Genomic DNA, 13439 nt, shown 5'->3' on the forward strand with positions numbered 1-13439 from the left:
CTTGTCGGCTGGTACGGGGTCAGTGCAGACCGGCGAGGACCCGGTCGAGGGCCCGCAGGGCGATCCCGAGGTCGTCCTTGGTGATGGACAGGGCGGGGCGGAAGCGCACCGTACGCTCACCGCACGGCAAGGCGATCACCTGTTCCTCGGTTCGCAACCGGCGTACCACCTCGTCGCGGACGCCGCTGTCGGGCAGATCGAGGGCACTCATCAGTCCGCGCCCCCGCGAGTTGGAGGCCACCGGTGCGTGTCGGACTTCCAGATCACGTAGTTCGGCCAGGAACCACGATCCCACGGCAGCGGCATTGCTCACCAGGTCGTCCCTTTCGATGATCTCCAGGATGCGGCGGGCCCGGACCATGTCGACCAGCCCGCCGCCCCAGGTGGAGTTGATCCGCCCGGAGACCCGGAAGACGTTGTCGGGTACCTGGTCGACCCGGCGGCCGGCCATGATGCCACCGAGCTGGACCTTCTTGGCGAATGCGACGATATCCGGCGCGAGGCCGAGTTGCTGGTAGGCCCAGGTGGTGCCGGTGATCCCCACCCCGGTCTGCACCTCGTCGAGCACGAACAGCGCGTCGTACTCGTGGCAGAGCGCCTGCATCGCTTGCAGGAACTCCGGGCGCATGTGGTTGTCGCCTCCCTCGCCCTGGATCGGCTCGGCGATGAAGCAGGCGACGTCGTGCGGATTGTCCTCGAACGCCTGCCGCGCCTGTGCGAGGGACCGCCGCTCGGCCTCCTCGACCTCGGCGAGGTGGTGCTCAAGGGGGAACCGCACGGCGGGAACGTCGATGCGCGGCCAGTCGAACTTCGGGAAACGAGCCGTCTTGTTGGGCTCGGTGTTGGTCAGCGAGAGGGTGTAACCGCTGCGGCCGTGGAACGCCCGCCGAAGGTGGAGCACCTTGGTACCGAGCTCGGGCGAGCGGCCCGCGGCCTCGTTGCGGCGGCTCTTCCAGTCGAACGCCGTCTTCAGCGCGTTTTCGACGGCCAGCGCCCCGCCCTCGACGAAGAACAGCCTCGGCAGCTCCGGATCACCGAGCACCCGGGCGAACGTCTCGACGAACTCGGCGTAGTGCGTGGTGTAGATGTCGGGGTTGGCGGGCTTGTTCGCCGCCACCTGGGCGAGCAGGGTCATGAACTCCGGATCGTCCACGATGCCCGGCGCGTTGAGCCCCAACGGAGCGGACGCGAAGAACGAGTAGAGGTCGAGGAACCTCTCACCGGTACGCGCGTCGACGATCCACGAGCCGTGACTGGCGAGCGGGTCGAGCACAAGTTTGAAACCGTCGGTCAGCACATAGCGGCCGAGCCTCTCGTGCACCTCGTCCGGGAGGACCGTCGACACAGCAGCAACCGTCATGGAGGCACCTACTCTCGATCATCGTTCACCGAATAAATTTCGTTGAATGCGAGAAGCAGCGAAAGTATTTTAGGTACGTCGCCACAGTAGCCACAAGAGTTCGTTCAACGGTGGATGCTCGAAGAAAAATCTGACCCGCCATGGCGAGGCCGCCGACGGCCACGCGGAGCTACCGGCCTCGGCCTCGGCCGCCCTTTGTGATCACCTCGCGGACCCTCCCGTTGCGGCTCCACGGAACGGCGCCCCGACGCCTCACCGCCAGGAGGGGTGGCCCTCCGGCACGCTCCCGGTGGTCAGCTTGCGCTCGCCCGTACCGTCCGCGCGGATGGCCCAGATGGCCGGTGTGTCGAAGGGCCCCCGGACGAAGGCCACCCACTTGCCGTCCGGCGACCAGACCGGGTCCATCTCCTGGGCGTCGGTCTGCACCAGCGGTCTGTCGCCCGTGCCGTCAGTCCTGACGACGCGGATGTCTCCCCCTGTCCCCACGCCGGGCGCGCCAGCGGTGTAGGCGAAGTACTTGCCGTCCGGGGACCAGACGGGGTCGAGTGCCCGCCGGGACTGGTGGGTCACTTGCCGGGGTTCGCCGCCCGGGTTCGAGAGATCGACGAGGTGGATCTGCCAGCCCGACGTCTTCTGCAGGCAGATGGCGATGTGCTTGCCGTCGGGGGACCAGGCCGGGTCCTCCACCTTGCCGGTGCCGGTGGTCAGCTGCTGGACGGAGCGGTCGGAGACATTCACGACGAACAGCTGCTGCACTCCGTCCCGCCGACCGAGGACGGCCAGTTTCCTGCCGTCCGGGGACCAGGACACCCGGCCGCCCGAGATGGCGGCGATCCGGCGGACACCGGTACCGTCCGCGTTCGCCGTCCATACGGCCGATCCCTGCGACGAGTTGCGCGTGAACGCGAACGACTTGCGGTCGGGGGCCCATTGCGGCAGGACGTCGCAGGTGCCGTCGATCAGCTGTTTCGGGTTGTCCGTGGTGGAATCGCGGCGGCCGATCACGCTGTGGCACGTCGACGATCCGGGGTCCGTGTCCATCCGGACCAGCAGCGAGGCATCGGGAAAGGCGGCGGGGGTCGAGTGCCGGGGCGACGGCGAGGAGCCGTTGGCACTGGCGCCACCCCTGCCGGAGCCGGCCCAGGGCTGCCACACGAGCAGTCCCGCGGCGGCCGCCGCGGCCACCAGCACCGCCACGGCGACCGTCGCGCGGCGCTTGCGCCGGGACTCGGAGTCGCCTGCCGGTCCGGTGCCGCCCACCAGTGGTGTGCCGCCCACCGGTCCGGGTCCGCCGGGCGAAACGGGGCCGCCAGGCGGCTGTCCGGGGCCGAGGCCGAATCCCGGCGCGGGTCCGAAGGTGGAGCCCGGCGCGGGTCCGAAGGTGGAGCTCGGCGGCGACTGGACGGTCCGGGGCTGGTGGGACACGGCCGTCCCCTCGGTGACCGTCGGCGGGGCGGACATGGCCATGCGCGGGTCGGTGGGCGCGGCCGCGGGGCGATCCGTCGGTGCGAAGTACGTCGCCGGATCCTGGCTCCGTACGAGCGCGGTGGCCTCGGCGGGCAGCCAGACGCCGTCCGGCGGATGGTGGACCGTCAGGAGATTGAGGAAGTCCAACGGTCCGGGGCGGTGCCGCGGATCCTTGGCCAGGCAGGCCGCGACGAGCCCGCGCAGCTGGTCGGGGACGCCCGTGAGGTCCGGCTGTTCGTGGACGACGCGGTAGTGCCGGGCCGCCGACGCCCCGTACCCGAACGGAGCGCCCCCGGCCGCCTGGCTGAGCACGACACCCAGCGCGAACATGTCCACCGCGGGAGTGAGCGCGCCCCCGGTGAGCTGCTCCGGCGCGAGGAAGCCGGGGGTGCCGATCTGGAACCCGGTCTGCGTGAGGGCCGTACCGTCGAGGGCCCGCGCGATGCCGAAGTCGATGACCCGGGGACCGTCCTCCGCGATGATGATGTTGGCGGGCTTCAGATCGCGGTGGATGACCCCGGCCTGGTGTATGGCCGCCAGCGCCTCGGCGAGGCCGGCAGCCAGCACGGTGAGCGTGTCCATCGGGAGGGGGCCCACCTGGTCGAGCACGGCCTGCAGCGTGGGTCCGGGTACGTAGGCCGTCACCAGCCAGGCCGGCACGCCCTCCGGGTCGGCGTCCACGACCGGCGCGGTGTGAAAGCCGCCGACGCGGCGCGCCGCGGCCACTTCTTGGGCGAACCTGCGCCGGAAGCCCGGTTCCGTGCTCAGCTCGGGCCGTACGACCTTGACGGCCACCGCCCGCCCCGACCGCGACCGGCCGAAGTACACGACACCCATGCCGCCCTGGCCGAGCCGTCCGACCAGCCGGTACTTGCCGTCCCCGACAGAGGCGGGATCACCCGCTTCGAGCGGCTTCATGACTCCCCCATCTCGCACCTGCGGCGTGGCTACGGGAACTGCTCACCCCGGCCCCCCAAGGCTGTCAAGCGGCCGTCATCGGCCGCAAAACTCCCCAATCCCGGCCATCAGTCTAGATGCTCCGCTCACGTCGTCATTGAGTCGGATCGGTTGATTACATGCTCGTTGTCAGGCCGTGATCGAGGCCTCGGAGGCGCACCGGCTGACGGCCGCCGCACCGGGAGGGCGGGTGGAGGCCGCGCAGGAATCGGGCTCGGTGCGCACCTGTCGGCAGGCGGCCGGGGTGTCGCAGGTCAACGGCCTCCGACGGCCGGTCCCCCGGCCGTGTCAGCGCGAAGGCCCTGAGCTGCTGCGGCAAGAGCGCCGACCGCCACGGTGCTCGGCGTGTGCCCTTCAGGTAACCCCGCTTCAGCGATCACAGCGTCAACTTCTCCCACGCGATCCCGGTCGGCAGCTTCCGGGCTCGCGCGAAGTCCATGAAGACGGACACGACCTGCTCGCGGTCATGAAGCAGGCAGCGGTAGTGCCCCGCCGGCGAGCCGTCCCGGAACTCCACCGCATCGCCGCCCTCCTCGGCACCCGCCCGAGCACCCGTCCCGACCTGGACATAGCGGCCCGCCGAGTCCTCAAGGATCACGAACCAGTTGTCTGCCGACAGCCGGCGCACCGCCCCCACGATGGTCTCCAGATCCGGGTCGCTCACCGAAAGACCGACGCACGACTGCAGTTCCAACGCATCGGGGGACCGCAGCGCGGGCGGGACATGGACGTCGCCTGCCTGCGGATCGAAGCAGATCAACCCATGCCGACCGGCCAAGTCGATCGCTCGGGGCGCCACTTGTGCGGCCCGCCCCCACCCCATCGCCATCAGTACATGTCCGTCTCCGACATCAAGCGCCGCCGACCAGGGTGACGACGACTCGCCCGTCTCGTCCGCACTGTCGGTCGGCTCGGGAAACTCGGCCATCAAGGCCGCATGGAAAGCGGAGACCGCCGGGGCGGCACCCACCGCCGCAGGCTCGCCCCCGCAGAGACGCCGATACGTGTCCAAGGCCTCGGCACGCGAAGGCCGCACATCCGCGGCCCAAACCCCAAGATCAAAGCTCAAGACGTCCCCCATGAAGAGCAGCAGCACCGGACGAGCGGCGATCCTACGAGACCGCACTGACAGCCGACTCGACGCTCACGCCACCTGCTCAGGAAGATCCGGGAGCGACCGCTGCCGCTGACTCCGGCGGATAGAGGTCGAGCACGATGTCGAGTCCCAGCGCGCAGACTTCCGTCAGCGGCTCGGTCGGCAGGACGCAGCCTCCCTGACCGTTCTCGCTGCCGAAGCCGAGAAGCAACTCCACGCTGCAGTCGAGGGACAGGAGTGCCAGCTCGGCATGGCGCCCACCGACGAGTCCGACCAGCGTCCGGACATGGTCCGCGAGATCGCTGTCGTGACGCAGTCCGCTTGATCGACCCGGCGATGCGGTGTGACGTGGAGCGCTACCGGGCCTTCCGCCCTTGTCCGTTGTCCGTGTCGGTCGGGGATGGCTCCCGAGCCACAGCTGCCGACGTAAGACTTCCGTCACCCGCCGACCCCACCGCTCACGCTCCAACGCCGCTTCAATGGGCCCATGAAGAGATCACTGGTCAGGAAGCCCATCTTCATGATCGGCCTTGCGGTCACCGCGGTCGCGCTCGCGGTCGGCGCGTACTGGTTCCAACCGTGGAAGCTGTGGGTGGACGAGACCGTTCACGACAAGCTGCCCGTAGCGGCGGCTCGGTCCGTCCCTGGGGCGTCCCAGGACTCCGCCGCCGCTCTCAAGACCTTGGCCACCGGCACGTTCATCAGCCATGAGCACTCCACCAAGGGCACGGTGAAGATCATCGAGCTTGCGGACGGCTCCCGCACCCTCCGCCTGGAGGCCCTGGACACCAGCAACGGACCCGACCTACGCGTCTGGCTGACCGACGCGCCCGTCAAGGAGGGAGTGGGCGGCTGGCGCGTCTTCGACAACGGCGCATACGTCAGTCTCGGCAAGCTCAAGGGCAACAAGGGCGAGCAGAATTACGCCCTGCCCGCGGACGCCGACCTGGACAAGTACTCCAGCGTCAGCATCTGGTGCAACCGCTTCGACGTCTCGTTCGGCGCCGCGGAGCTCTCGAAGGTGGCCGCGTAGGCGGGACGAAATACCTGCGACGGTGGTGATCCAACTGGCTACGCTGACCCGTCGTGATCAACTGAAAGGTGCCGCGATGAGTCAGTACCTCGACATGGGCGACGAGACCCTATGGAACCCGTCCAACGGGGCTGCCCGTTTGTTCCAGCGCCAAGTGGCTGTCTTCGAGGCGGAGTTGGAGCTGGCTTCGGGCATCGGGCCGATGGAGAACGACGAGTGCCAGATCGACCCCGTGGCCTTCGAGACCTTCGTCAACGCCCTCCTGGCTCAGCATCGTAGAACGAGCCACACCATCATTCTCGCGCTCTCCGAAGGCTTCACCGCCACCGTGCTCGCTCTTGCAGAGCGCGCCGGAATCAGGGTGGACTGGGCACAACTGGGTGCCACCCCGACAGGCCCACTCCAGGACGTGCAGGTTTCCGCCGTCACAGGAATGTCCGCGCCGACCGCCGGGGACTCCTGGGGGTCGGGATTGCGCGCGAAGGCACGGGAGTTGGAGCAGCGCATGCCCCGCTGAGCAGAGCAGCCGCGTGCAACAGCCCGATCGCTGTCCCCACGCACTGTTGGACGTCGCCTCCGGACGCCGCCGCTCAGGCCACCGGCTTGTCGTCCTGGCGGCGCACCATCTCGGTGATCCAGATGGGCGCGAACGGTGACGTACATCCCGGGGAGGTCGGGTAGTCCTTGAGCACCTCCAGGCGCTCGCCGATGTCGACTGCACGCATGCGGTGCTCGGCGTGTTCGATCCCGATCTGGGCCAGGCAATGGTTCATCGCCCACTGCAGGCGATCCGGAGCGTCTTTCATCTCCGCCTCGATGACGTCGAGCAGTCCAGCGAGGTCGAGGCCCTCCGGCTTCTTCGCCACGCGTTCGGTGGTCAATGCCCAGCCGGCACTCGCCACCACGGGATCCGGGTCGGCGAACCAGATCAGGCGCAGCTCTTCGGAGTGCGGGTTCTTCTTCACCACGTAGTTCACGAGCCAGTCGTGCACCTTCGGCGTGCGCGCCTGGCGCAATATGACGTCCAACTCGTCACGCTCGAACGCCTTCGGGCGGCAGATCAGGATCGCCAGCAGTCTCGCCGCGGTGTCGCCCGTCTCCCAGAGCCGGCACGCGAGTTCCTGCTGCGTCTTCAACCGCTTCGCGAGCGCACGCAGCTTGCTGAGGTTCACGCCATGATCGTCGCCGTGCTTCTCGTTCACCTGGCGTGTCTTCGGGTCCTCAAGCTGGGCCAGCTCGGCCATCACCTGGGCAACCGTCGTCTCGGTCAGCGCCTTATCGGCCACCTCAGCCTCCTGTCCACCACGTGCGCGACTCAATCTACGACGGAAGCCGGCTCCCTGTCGTATGCGCGGGTTCGGCGGCAATCAGAGCACTGAAGCCACGCGTCATTCAGGGTTCCAATGCGGCTCGCGCCAGGTCGCGGAATTCATCGTCCGGGATGGAAGCGGCGTCCTCCGGCCGTAGCCGGATGGTCGACTTGCCCGAGATGAGCGCGGGGTGGCGGGAAGCGAAACCGGCGTCGCGACCATTTTGCCCGTAGACCGACACCCCGTGCCGCCACACGCCGACGTGGAGCCTGCGCTTACCGACCTGATAGGTCGGCATCTTGTAGGAGATGATCACGGCCGCTTGAGGCTGGGCCTCCAAGATCAGCCGGTGCAGCCGGTCGAAGAGGGGGCGGTGCTCGGCGGGAATGGCGTCGATGTAGTCCCTGACTTCCTGGTCCACCACCACAGTGTGGCCCACCACTGAGCGCTTTCCCACTACTGCCCGCTTACCGGCGGACCCAAGGCTCTCCCCCCACTGGACAGCAGCCGCCTACTTGGCATTAACTGCCAGATAGGCAGTGACTGTACTGAGGAGAGAGCCATGACAGCCGTCGACTACAACGGCCAGACCACCCTGATCACCGGCGCCAGCGCGGGTCTCGGCGCCGAGTTCGCCCGCCAGCTCGCCGCCCGCGGCTCCGACCTGGTGCTGGTAGCCCGCCGCAAGGACCGCTTGGAGAAGCTGGCCGCCGAGCTGCGCAGGCACCACGGGATCGAGGTGCACGTGCTGGCCCTCGATCTGGCCACCGGAAACCCCGGGCAGGCGCTGATCGAGCGGCTGGAACCACTCGGCCTGCACGTCACCAGCGTGATCAACAACGCCGGGTTCGCCTCCTTCGGTGCCTTCCACCAAGCGGATCCGGAGCGGCTGCGCCGCGAGATCGCCGTCGACGTGACCGCCGTGGCCGACATCAGCCGCGCCTTCATCGAACAGCTGCGGACGGCCGGCCGCGGGGTGCTGGTCAACGTGGCGAGCATGGCCGCCTACCAGCCCAACCCCCGGATGGCGCTCTACGGGGCGACCAAGGCGTTCGTATTGAGCCTCACCGAGGCGCTGTGGGAGGAGTCCCGCGGCACCGGCCTGCGGGTACTGGCCCTCTCCCCCGGCGCCACCCGTACCGAGTTCTTCGACGTCGTGGGCACCGACCGGGCCGCCGGCGGGACCAAACTCGCCTCCCCTGTCGATGTCGTCCACACCGCCCTGACCGCCCTCGACCGCCGGAACCCGCCACCCAGCGTCATCGCGGGACGCATGAACCGGGTGATGGCCGTCCTCGCCCGCCGTCTGGCCACCCGACGGCAGGTCATCCGAGCCGTCGGCCGACTCACCGCCGAGCAGGCGTGACGAAGGGCGGAACTCACCAGGCAAACCCCCAACTCACAGCCCGACGCTTTCCCCTCCGGAACTGTGGCTTCCACCACTGCGTCGAAGGTCACGCGCCTGATCGACTTGCCCGATGTTGATCAACCTGATTCTTCGTGTCCTGCCGTTCTGGATCCGCGAACCTCTGCTCATCTCCGTCTGCCTCGTCTTCACCGGCCTCGCCTTTTACGGGTTCGCCGTTGCCGGAGAGTGGCAAAGAGCCGCCTTCGGTTTCGTGTTTCTCGCGATCGCGGTGCTGCGGGCCTTCGTCCTGCGCCGTGAGTGGAGATCCCGCCCAAGAACCGACCAGGCCGCGTAAAGCCGCGTTTCCGGCTCCATCCGATCTGCTGACGGAGCAGGCGGGTTACGGACCCAGGGCTGCACCACCGCCTGGCAGCTCTGGGCGGGGCAAACGCACGCGTCAGACGGGCAGGGCGGCGAGCCACTCGGTCAGGATTCGGTTGACCTCGGCGGGGCGTTCCTGCTGGATCCAGTGGCCGCAGTCGTCGAGGATGTGGGAGGAGACGAGTCCCGGCAGTGTGACCGGGTACGCCTTGATCGCGTCGGCCAGCCAGGTCGTAGAGACGTCCAGGCTGCCGCCGATGAACAGGGACGGCTGGGTGATGGGGGCGCCGTCGAAGGCGGCCAGGTCCTCCCAGTCACGGTCCATGTTCCGATAGCGGTTGAGGGCTCCGGTAAGGCCGGTGCGTTCGAACTCCCCTGCGTAGACGTCGAGATCCCGCTCGCTGAGCCAGGCGGGCAGCCGACCGGCGGGGAACCGGTCACGCAACGTCCCTTCCTTGCTGACGAATTGCGGAGCGGGAGCGCCGGGTGCGGGCATGGTGTCGGCGGACAGGGCCGCGAAGAAGCCCGCGAGCCAGCCGCGTACATCGGGTTCGATCTCGGCCTCGGCGCGGCCCGTCTCCTGGAAGTACGAGACGTAGAACTCCTCGTCCCCACCCATCTGAGCGAAGACATCGCTGGGCCGGGGCCCGCCCCGCGGGGTGTAGGGAACACTCAACAGCCCCACCGCGCGGAAGACATCCGGCCTGAGCAGAGCGGAGGTCGCTGCGATGGGCGCGCCCCAGTCGTGGCCGATCACCACCGCCGACTCTTCGCCCAGGCCGTGCACCACCGAGACGTTGTCCTCCACCAAGTTCAGCATCCGGTACGCGTCTGTCGCGACCGGCTTGGAAGAGCGGCCGTACCCCCGGACATCGACGGCGACCGCACGGTATCCCGCCGCGGCGAGTACGGGCAGCTGGTGGCGCCAGGAGTACCAGGATTCCGGGAAGCCGTGAACGAGCAGCACCAGCGGCCCGGTTCCCTGCTCCGCGAGGTGAATCCGGCCGCCCGGCGAGGAGACCAACCGGTGGGTGATCTCGGCGACGCTCTGTGACATGTGCCCCTCCTCCAGGACCGCGGGTCTGCCGTGCAGGACCGTGGGTCTGCCGTGCGCCAGGACGGCTGGTTCCACCGGTCCGCCGGCTCACCGCCGATCATGCGCAGGACTCTGCCGAGGAGGCGACGCCGTTTGCCGATTCAGCAAGCTCAGCCCTGAGCGGCGCTGCCTGCTGTTGGGGGCCAATCCGACCCCAGGGCGAGGTGGGGTTCCCGTCATGCCCTGCGGACCGTTGCAGCATTCCGCAGGTGCCGAGGTCAGCCGCAGTACAGCAGACCCACCTTCTGCTTGGCGGTCAGGACGCGGTGCACACTCTGGTTCACCTGCGCGCGGAAGGTCGCGTTCTGCGCCATCCGGGTCTGCACTGCCTTGGCCATGGCCGGGACCAGGTTCGGCTCGACGGTCAGGACCAAGTCCCCGCCAGCGGACAGGAAGTTCACGGCGCGGCTCGCCGGGGACACGGCCTTCACCGCCACCGCGTTCCCGAGGTCGTCCGAGATCACCACGCCCTTGAAGCCGAGTGTCTTGCGGAGCAGTCCCTGGATCACCGTGGAGGAGAACACGGCCCGATGCTTCGGGTCGATCTTGCTGTACGTGGCCAGCGAGATCATGACGAAGGGTGCGCCCGCCTTGATCCCGGAGCTGAACGGGGTGATGCTCGAACTCCTGCTCGTCGTCACCGAGTCCACCACGTTCGCCGTGGTGTCGGTGTTGCCACGGACGTAGCCGAGTCCAGGAAAGTGCTTGAGCGTGGCCAGTACGTTGGACTGGGCGAAGCCGGCAGCGAACGCGTTGCTGTGGGGCGTCACCGTCGCGGCCGTGTGGCCGAACTCGCGGTCGTACCGGCCGATCGGAGCGTTGTTCCTGCCCAAGCTGGCCGGGACGACGTCCGCGACGGGAGCGAGGTTCAAATTCACACCGGCAGACTTGAGTTGATTCGCCCACGCGGCGGCCTGAGTACGGAGCTTCGTGGTCGACCAGGTTCCCTGCACCAGCGCGCTCGGCATGGTCGAGAACCCGGGACCGGACAGCACCTGCACCTGGCCGCCCTCCTGGTCGGTGGAGACCAGCAGGCCAACCCGGTGCCCCGACACGGTGTCGGCTTTCGCCTGAAGGCTGTTGACGAGGGTCCTGGTCGCCTTCGTACCGGACTTGCTCCGTCCGGCCAGGAAGACCGACCCGACATGGTACTGGCGCAGAACCTGGATCCGCGCCTGGTCCGGATTCGAGGCGGCGACGGCGCCCATGAAGAGCTGACCGACTCGCTGCGACCCCGTCATTGCACCGAAGACCTTGTCCACGCAGGTCGTGGTCGCTGTCGTGCTCCCGGTTGCCGAAGCGGGTGCTTCCGATACGGCCGCAGCGTGCGAGGTATAAGCACCGCCCAGGCCTGCGGCCGCCAGCGAGAGCGTGAGCAGCGGAACGGGCCAGACGGCCCGCTTCCCTCTCGGGCCATGGGATGGCGCCTGCCGCGATGTCATGCGGAGCCCCTTCCGCTGCGTTTACCACCGACCGGGCGCCCCTTGCCCAGCCGTCGACAGCGGTCACGCAGCCAGTACCTCCAAACGTACATCCATCCGACGGCATGTGCCTCTGCTGTCGCGGACCTGGTGCGCGCGGCACAGCGACGTCGTACAAGTCCTGCTGATACAGGGGTTCCGGCAGTGCGGCTGCGGCCAATTCGGCATCCACGGTGGAGATCCGCCCGTCCGGACGGGCCGACCGGCCCACTGGCCCTGGGCAAGCCGGACTCCAACTCCACATCTCAGGGGTCGACTTCAGCCGAAGGGCTGGCGGACGGCGAGAGGGCTGACGGACGGCGATCAGGCCGTGTCGGAGACTTCCCCCGGCGTGTCGCGGCCGTCGGTCGTCTGCCCCGGCGCGTCGGCCGCCTGCTGAGCCCTCGGGGAGTGGGTTCCGCCATTCCGAATACGGCGGCCTGCGGGCAGGCGTCCTACGGCGTCGGAGACCCAGGGCGGGGTGTGCTTTCGCAGGTGGCGACGGGTGCGGACACGGGCCCGGGCCAGTTGCAGGAACACCTGTGCGGCGGCCGGGGTCGGATCGGTGAGGTCGTCGGTCAGGGCGACTTCGACACCGCCTTTGTACTGCGCCGAGAGGTTGTAGATGAACGTGCACAGCGCCGCCAGGCATGTGCCCAGGACGACTTCCAGGGTGACGATGCCGAACACGATGGTCAGGACGGTGGTCAGCGACGGCAGTGCGTTCGGGGCCATGACCTCCAGCATGATGCAGACGACGATCGTGGTGGCGATCGCGACCACGCCGAGTCCGGCCAGGAGCAGGAAGCTCGCCACCATCACCGACCAGGGTTCACCTTCGGATATGCGCAGCCGCTTCGTGTGCGGGCCGGGCGTGGGAGGCCCATCGAACGGTGTCGGGTGACTCCGGGTGCCGAGTGCCGGCTCGGACCTGTCGGCCGCGACGGGCTGGGGCTCGTGGACGGGGCTCGGGGCCGGCTCCACCGGCGGCGGATGCACAGGTGCGGGTGGTGCGGGGTCCGTGTACGCACGAACGCCGTCCTGCTCCACTCGCCCCGCCCGCTCATCGGGGGGCAGCACTATCCGCTGGAATTCAGCCGCCCCCTTCTCCCAAGAGCGGCGAAGGCCACCGCCTTGCGTCGGTGTCGCCTGTCCGTGGCCGGTGCTGCGGATCCTGCGCTTGGCACGGCTCATGCGTGTCTCCCGTCGGCCTGGCAGCTTGGTCGCACCATCCCCCGTCGAACGGCCCTCCATCGACCACAGCAGTCGACCTTTGAGGCCTGCCGTCCACAAAAAGACGGTATAGACCTTTTTGCCATCGTGCACCCTCAGACGGGTGAGTCAGGGGGCGAAGATGCAGGCCAGCGGGGGCGTACGGGGCCGCCCCGCCAAGGTCGGCCCGGGCCCCGGGCCCCGGGCCGCCGTGGCGCGTGGCGCGAGACAGCGCCCTGGCGCCGTTGTCGCAATGGCGCGCGGCGCTGTGTCACGCGGAGGAGAGCTGCTCACGCACCCATGCAGGATCGGGGTTGGTATACGGCCGGCCCGCCACGACGACGGTAGGCACGGTCTCATTGCCCTCGTTGGCGGCTCTCACCACTGCCGCTCCGGCAGGGTCACGCCAGATGTTGACCCAATGCAACCGGTGGGCGCTACGGCCCAACCGGATGCGCAGTCGCAGGCAGTACGGGCAGCCCGGCCGCCAGAAGACGACCGGCCGGCCGTCGACGGCGCTGCGGCTCTGTGCCTCCAGCGCGCCGATCGACCTCGGGAAGAGCAGAGGCGAGTTCACGACCGCGAGCGGCACGAACACGAAAAGGAGTGGTGCGGCAGCACCGAGGTTTCCCCTGAGGATCAGCCCAGTCGCGACGACTGAGCCGCAGAGCACCAGCAGCATCGGCGAGATCCAAGCGCGCTTCATGAAGGCGCAGGGT

14 protein-coding genes are annotated in these 13439 nt (G+C 68.7%); 4 read left to right on the forward strand and 10 right to left on the reverse strand.

Translation table 11 applies throughout. The annotated features are described in order from the left end of the window. Positions 1 to 19 precede the first annotated feature (19 nt). The 4 genes from lat to IPZ69_RS00215 form a co-directional block, all read right to left on the reverse strand. Positions 20 to 1360 (reverse strand): L-lysine 6-transaminase, encoded by a 1341-nt coding sequence (gene lat, locus IPZ69_RS00200; RefSeq protein WP_235451529.1) that lies wholly within the window; start codon positions 1358 to 1360, stop codon positions 20 to 22. A 252-nt stretch (positions 1361 to 1612) separates the two neighbouring features. Beyond that, positions 1613 to 3745, reverse strand: a complete 2133-nt coding sequence (locus tag IPZ69_RS00205; RefSeq protein WP_235451530.1) for a protein kinase domain-containing protein — start codon at positions 3743 to 3745, stop codon at positions 1613 to 1615. Between the two features lie 415 nt (positions 3746 to 4160). Further along, positions 4161 to 4880 carry a hypothetical protein gene (locus tag IPZ69_RS00210; protein WP_235451531.1) on the reverse strand — a complete coding sequence of 240 codons (720 nt, stop codon included), beginning with the start codon at positions 4878 to 4880 and terminating at the stop codon, positions 4161 to 4163. Between the two features lie 61 nt (positions 4881 to 4941). Continuing rightward, positions 4942 to 5097 carry a hypothetical protein gene (locus IPZ69_RS00215; protein WP_235451532.1) on the reverse strand — a complete coding sequence of 52 codons (156 nt, stop codon included), beginning with the start codon at positions 5095 to 5097 and terminating at the stop codon, positions 4942 to 4944. A gap of 270 nt (positions 5098 to 5367) precedes the next feature. Between IPZ69_RS00215 and IPZ69_RS00220 the strand changes: the two genes are divergently transcribed. Then, entirely contained in the window at positions 5368 to 5913 is a 546-nt protein-coding gene (locus tag IPZ69_RS00220; RefSeq protein WP_235451533.1) for a DM13 domain-containing protein, read from the forward strand. Positions 5914 to 5989: 76 nt separating this feature from the next. After that, the gene (locus IPZ69_RS00225; protein WP_235451534.1) at positions 5990 to 6430 is read left to right on the forward strand and encodes a DUF6086 family protein; all 441 of its coding nucleotides are present in this window, start codon (positions 5990 to 5992) and stop codon (positions 6428 to 6430) included. A gap of 73 nt (positions 6431 to 6503) precedes the next feature. Here the strand turns inward: IPZ69_RS00225 and IPZ69_RS00230 are convergent, their stop codons facing one another. Then, positions 6504 to 7157, reverse strand: coding sequence for a DNA alkylation repair protein (locus tag IPZ69_RS00230; protein WP_235451685.1), 654 nt, complete (start codon positions 7155 to 7157; stop codon positions 6504 to 6506). 148 nt (positions 7158 to 7305) lie between these two features. After that, positions 7306 to 7644: an iron chaperone gene (locus tag IPZ69_RS00235; protein ID WP_235451535.1), complete on the reverse strand. Its 339-nt coding sequence runs from the start codon at positions 7642 to 7644 to the stop codon at positions 7306 to 7308. 141 nt (positions 7645 to 7785) lie between these two features. Here IPZ69_RS00235 and IPZ69_RS00240 point away from each other — a divergent pair, with 141 nt between their 5' ends. Both IPZ69_RS00240 and IPZ69_RS00245 read left to right on the forward strand, forming a co-directional pair. Next, complete coding sequence (locus IPZ69_RS00240) at positions 7786 to 8589, forward strand: SDR family NAD(P)-dependent oxidoreductase (protein WP_235451536.1); 804 nt, start codon at positions 7786 to 7788, stop codon at positions 8587 to 8589. A gap of 112 nt (positions 8590 to 8701) precedes the next feature. After that, a complete protein-coding gene (locus tag IPZ69_RS00245; RefSeq protein ID WP_235451537.1) occupies positions 8702 to 8926 on the forward strand; it encodes a hypothetical protein in 225 nt (74 codons plus the stop codon). A gap of 102 nt (positions 8927 to 9028) precedes the next feature. Here IPZ69_RS00245 and IPZ69_RS00250 read toward each other — a convergent pair whose 3' ends face one another. The 4 genes from IPZ69_RS00250 to IPZ69_RS00265 form a co-directional block, all read right to left on the reverse strand. Continuing rightward, complete coding sequence (locus IPZ69_RS00250; RefSeq protein ID WP_235451538.1) at positions 9029 to 10009, reverse strand: alpha/beta fold hydrolase; 981 nt, start codon at positions 10007 to 10009, stop codon at positions 9029 to 9031. 257 nt (positions 10010 to 10266) lie between these two features. Beyond that, positions 10267 to 11289 carry a glycoside hydrolase family 3 N-terminal domain-containing protein gene (locus IPZ69_RS00255; protein ID WP_235451539.1) on the reverse strand — a complete coding sequence of 341 codons (1023 nt, stop codon included), beginning with the start codon at positions 11287 to 11289 and terminating at the stop codon, positions 10267 to 10269. A 543-nt stretch (positions 11290 to 11832) separates the two neighbouring features. After that, positions 11833 to 12327, reverse strand: coding sequence for a DUF3566 domain-containing protein (locus IPZ69_RS00260; protein WP_235451540.1), 495 nt, complete (start codon positions 12325 to 12327; stop codon positions 11833 to 11835). Positions 12328 to 12991: 664 nt separating this feature from the next. Next, positions 12992 to 13426, reverse strand: coding sequence for a glutaredoxin domain-containing protein (locus IPZ69_RS00265; RefSeq protein ID WP_235451541.1), 435 nt, complete (start codon positions 13424 to 13426; stop codon positions 12992 to 12994). Positions 13427 to 13439: the final 13 nt, after the last annotated feature.

Source organism: Streptomyces olivochromogenes (assembly GCF_021538895.1).
GTDB classification, from domain to species: Bacteria; Actinomycetota; Actinomycetes; order Streptomycetales; family Streptomycetaceae; genus Streptomyces; species Streptomyces olivochromogenes_A.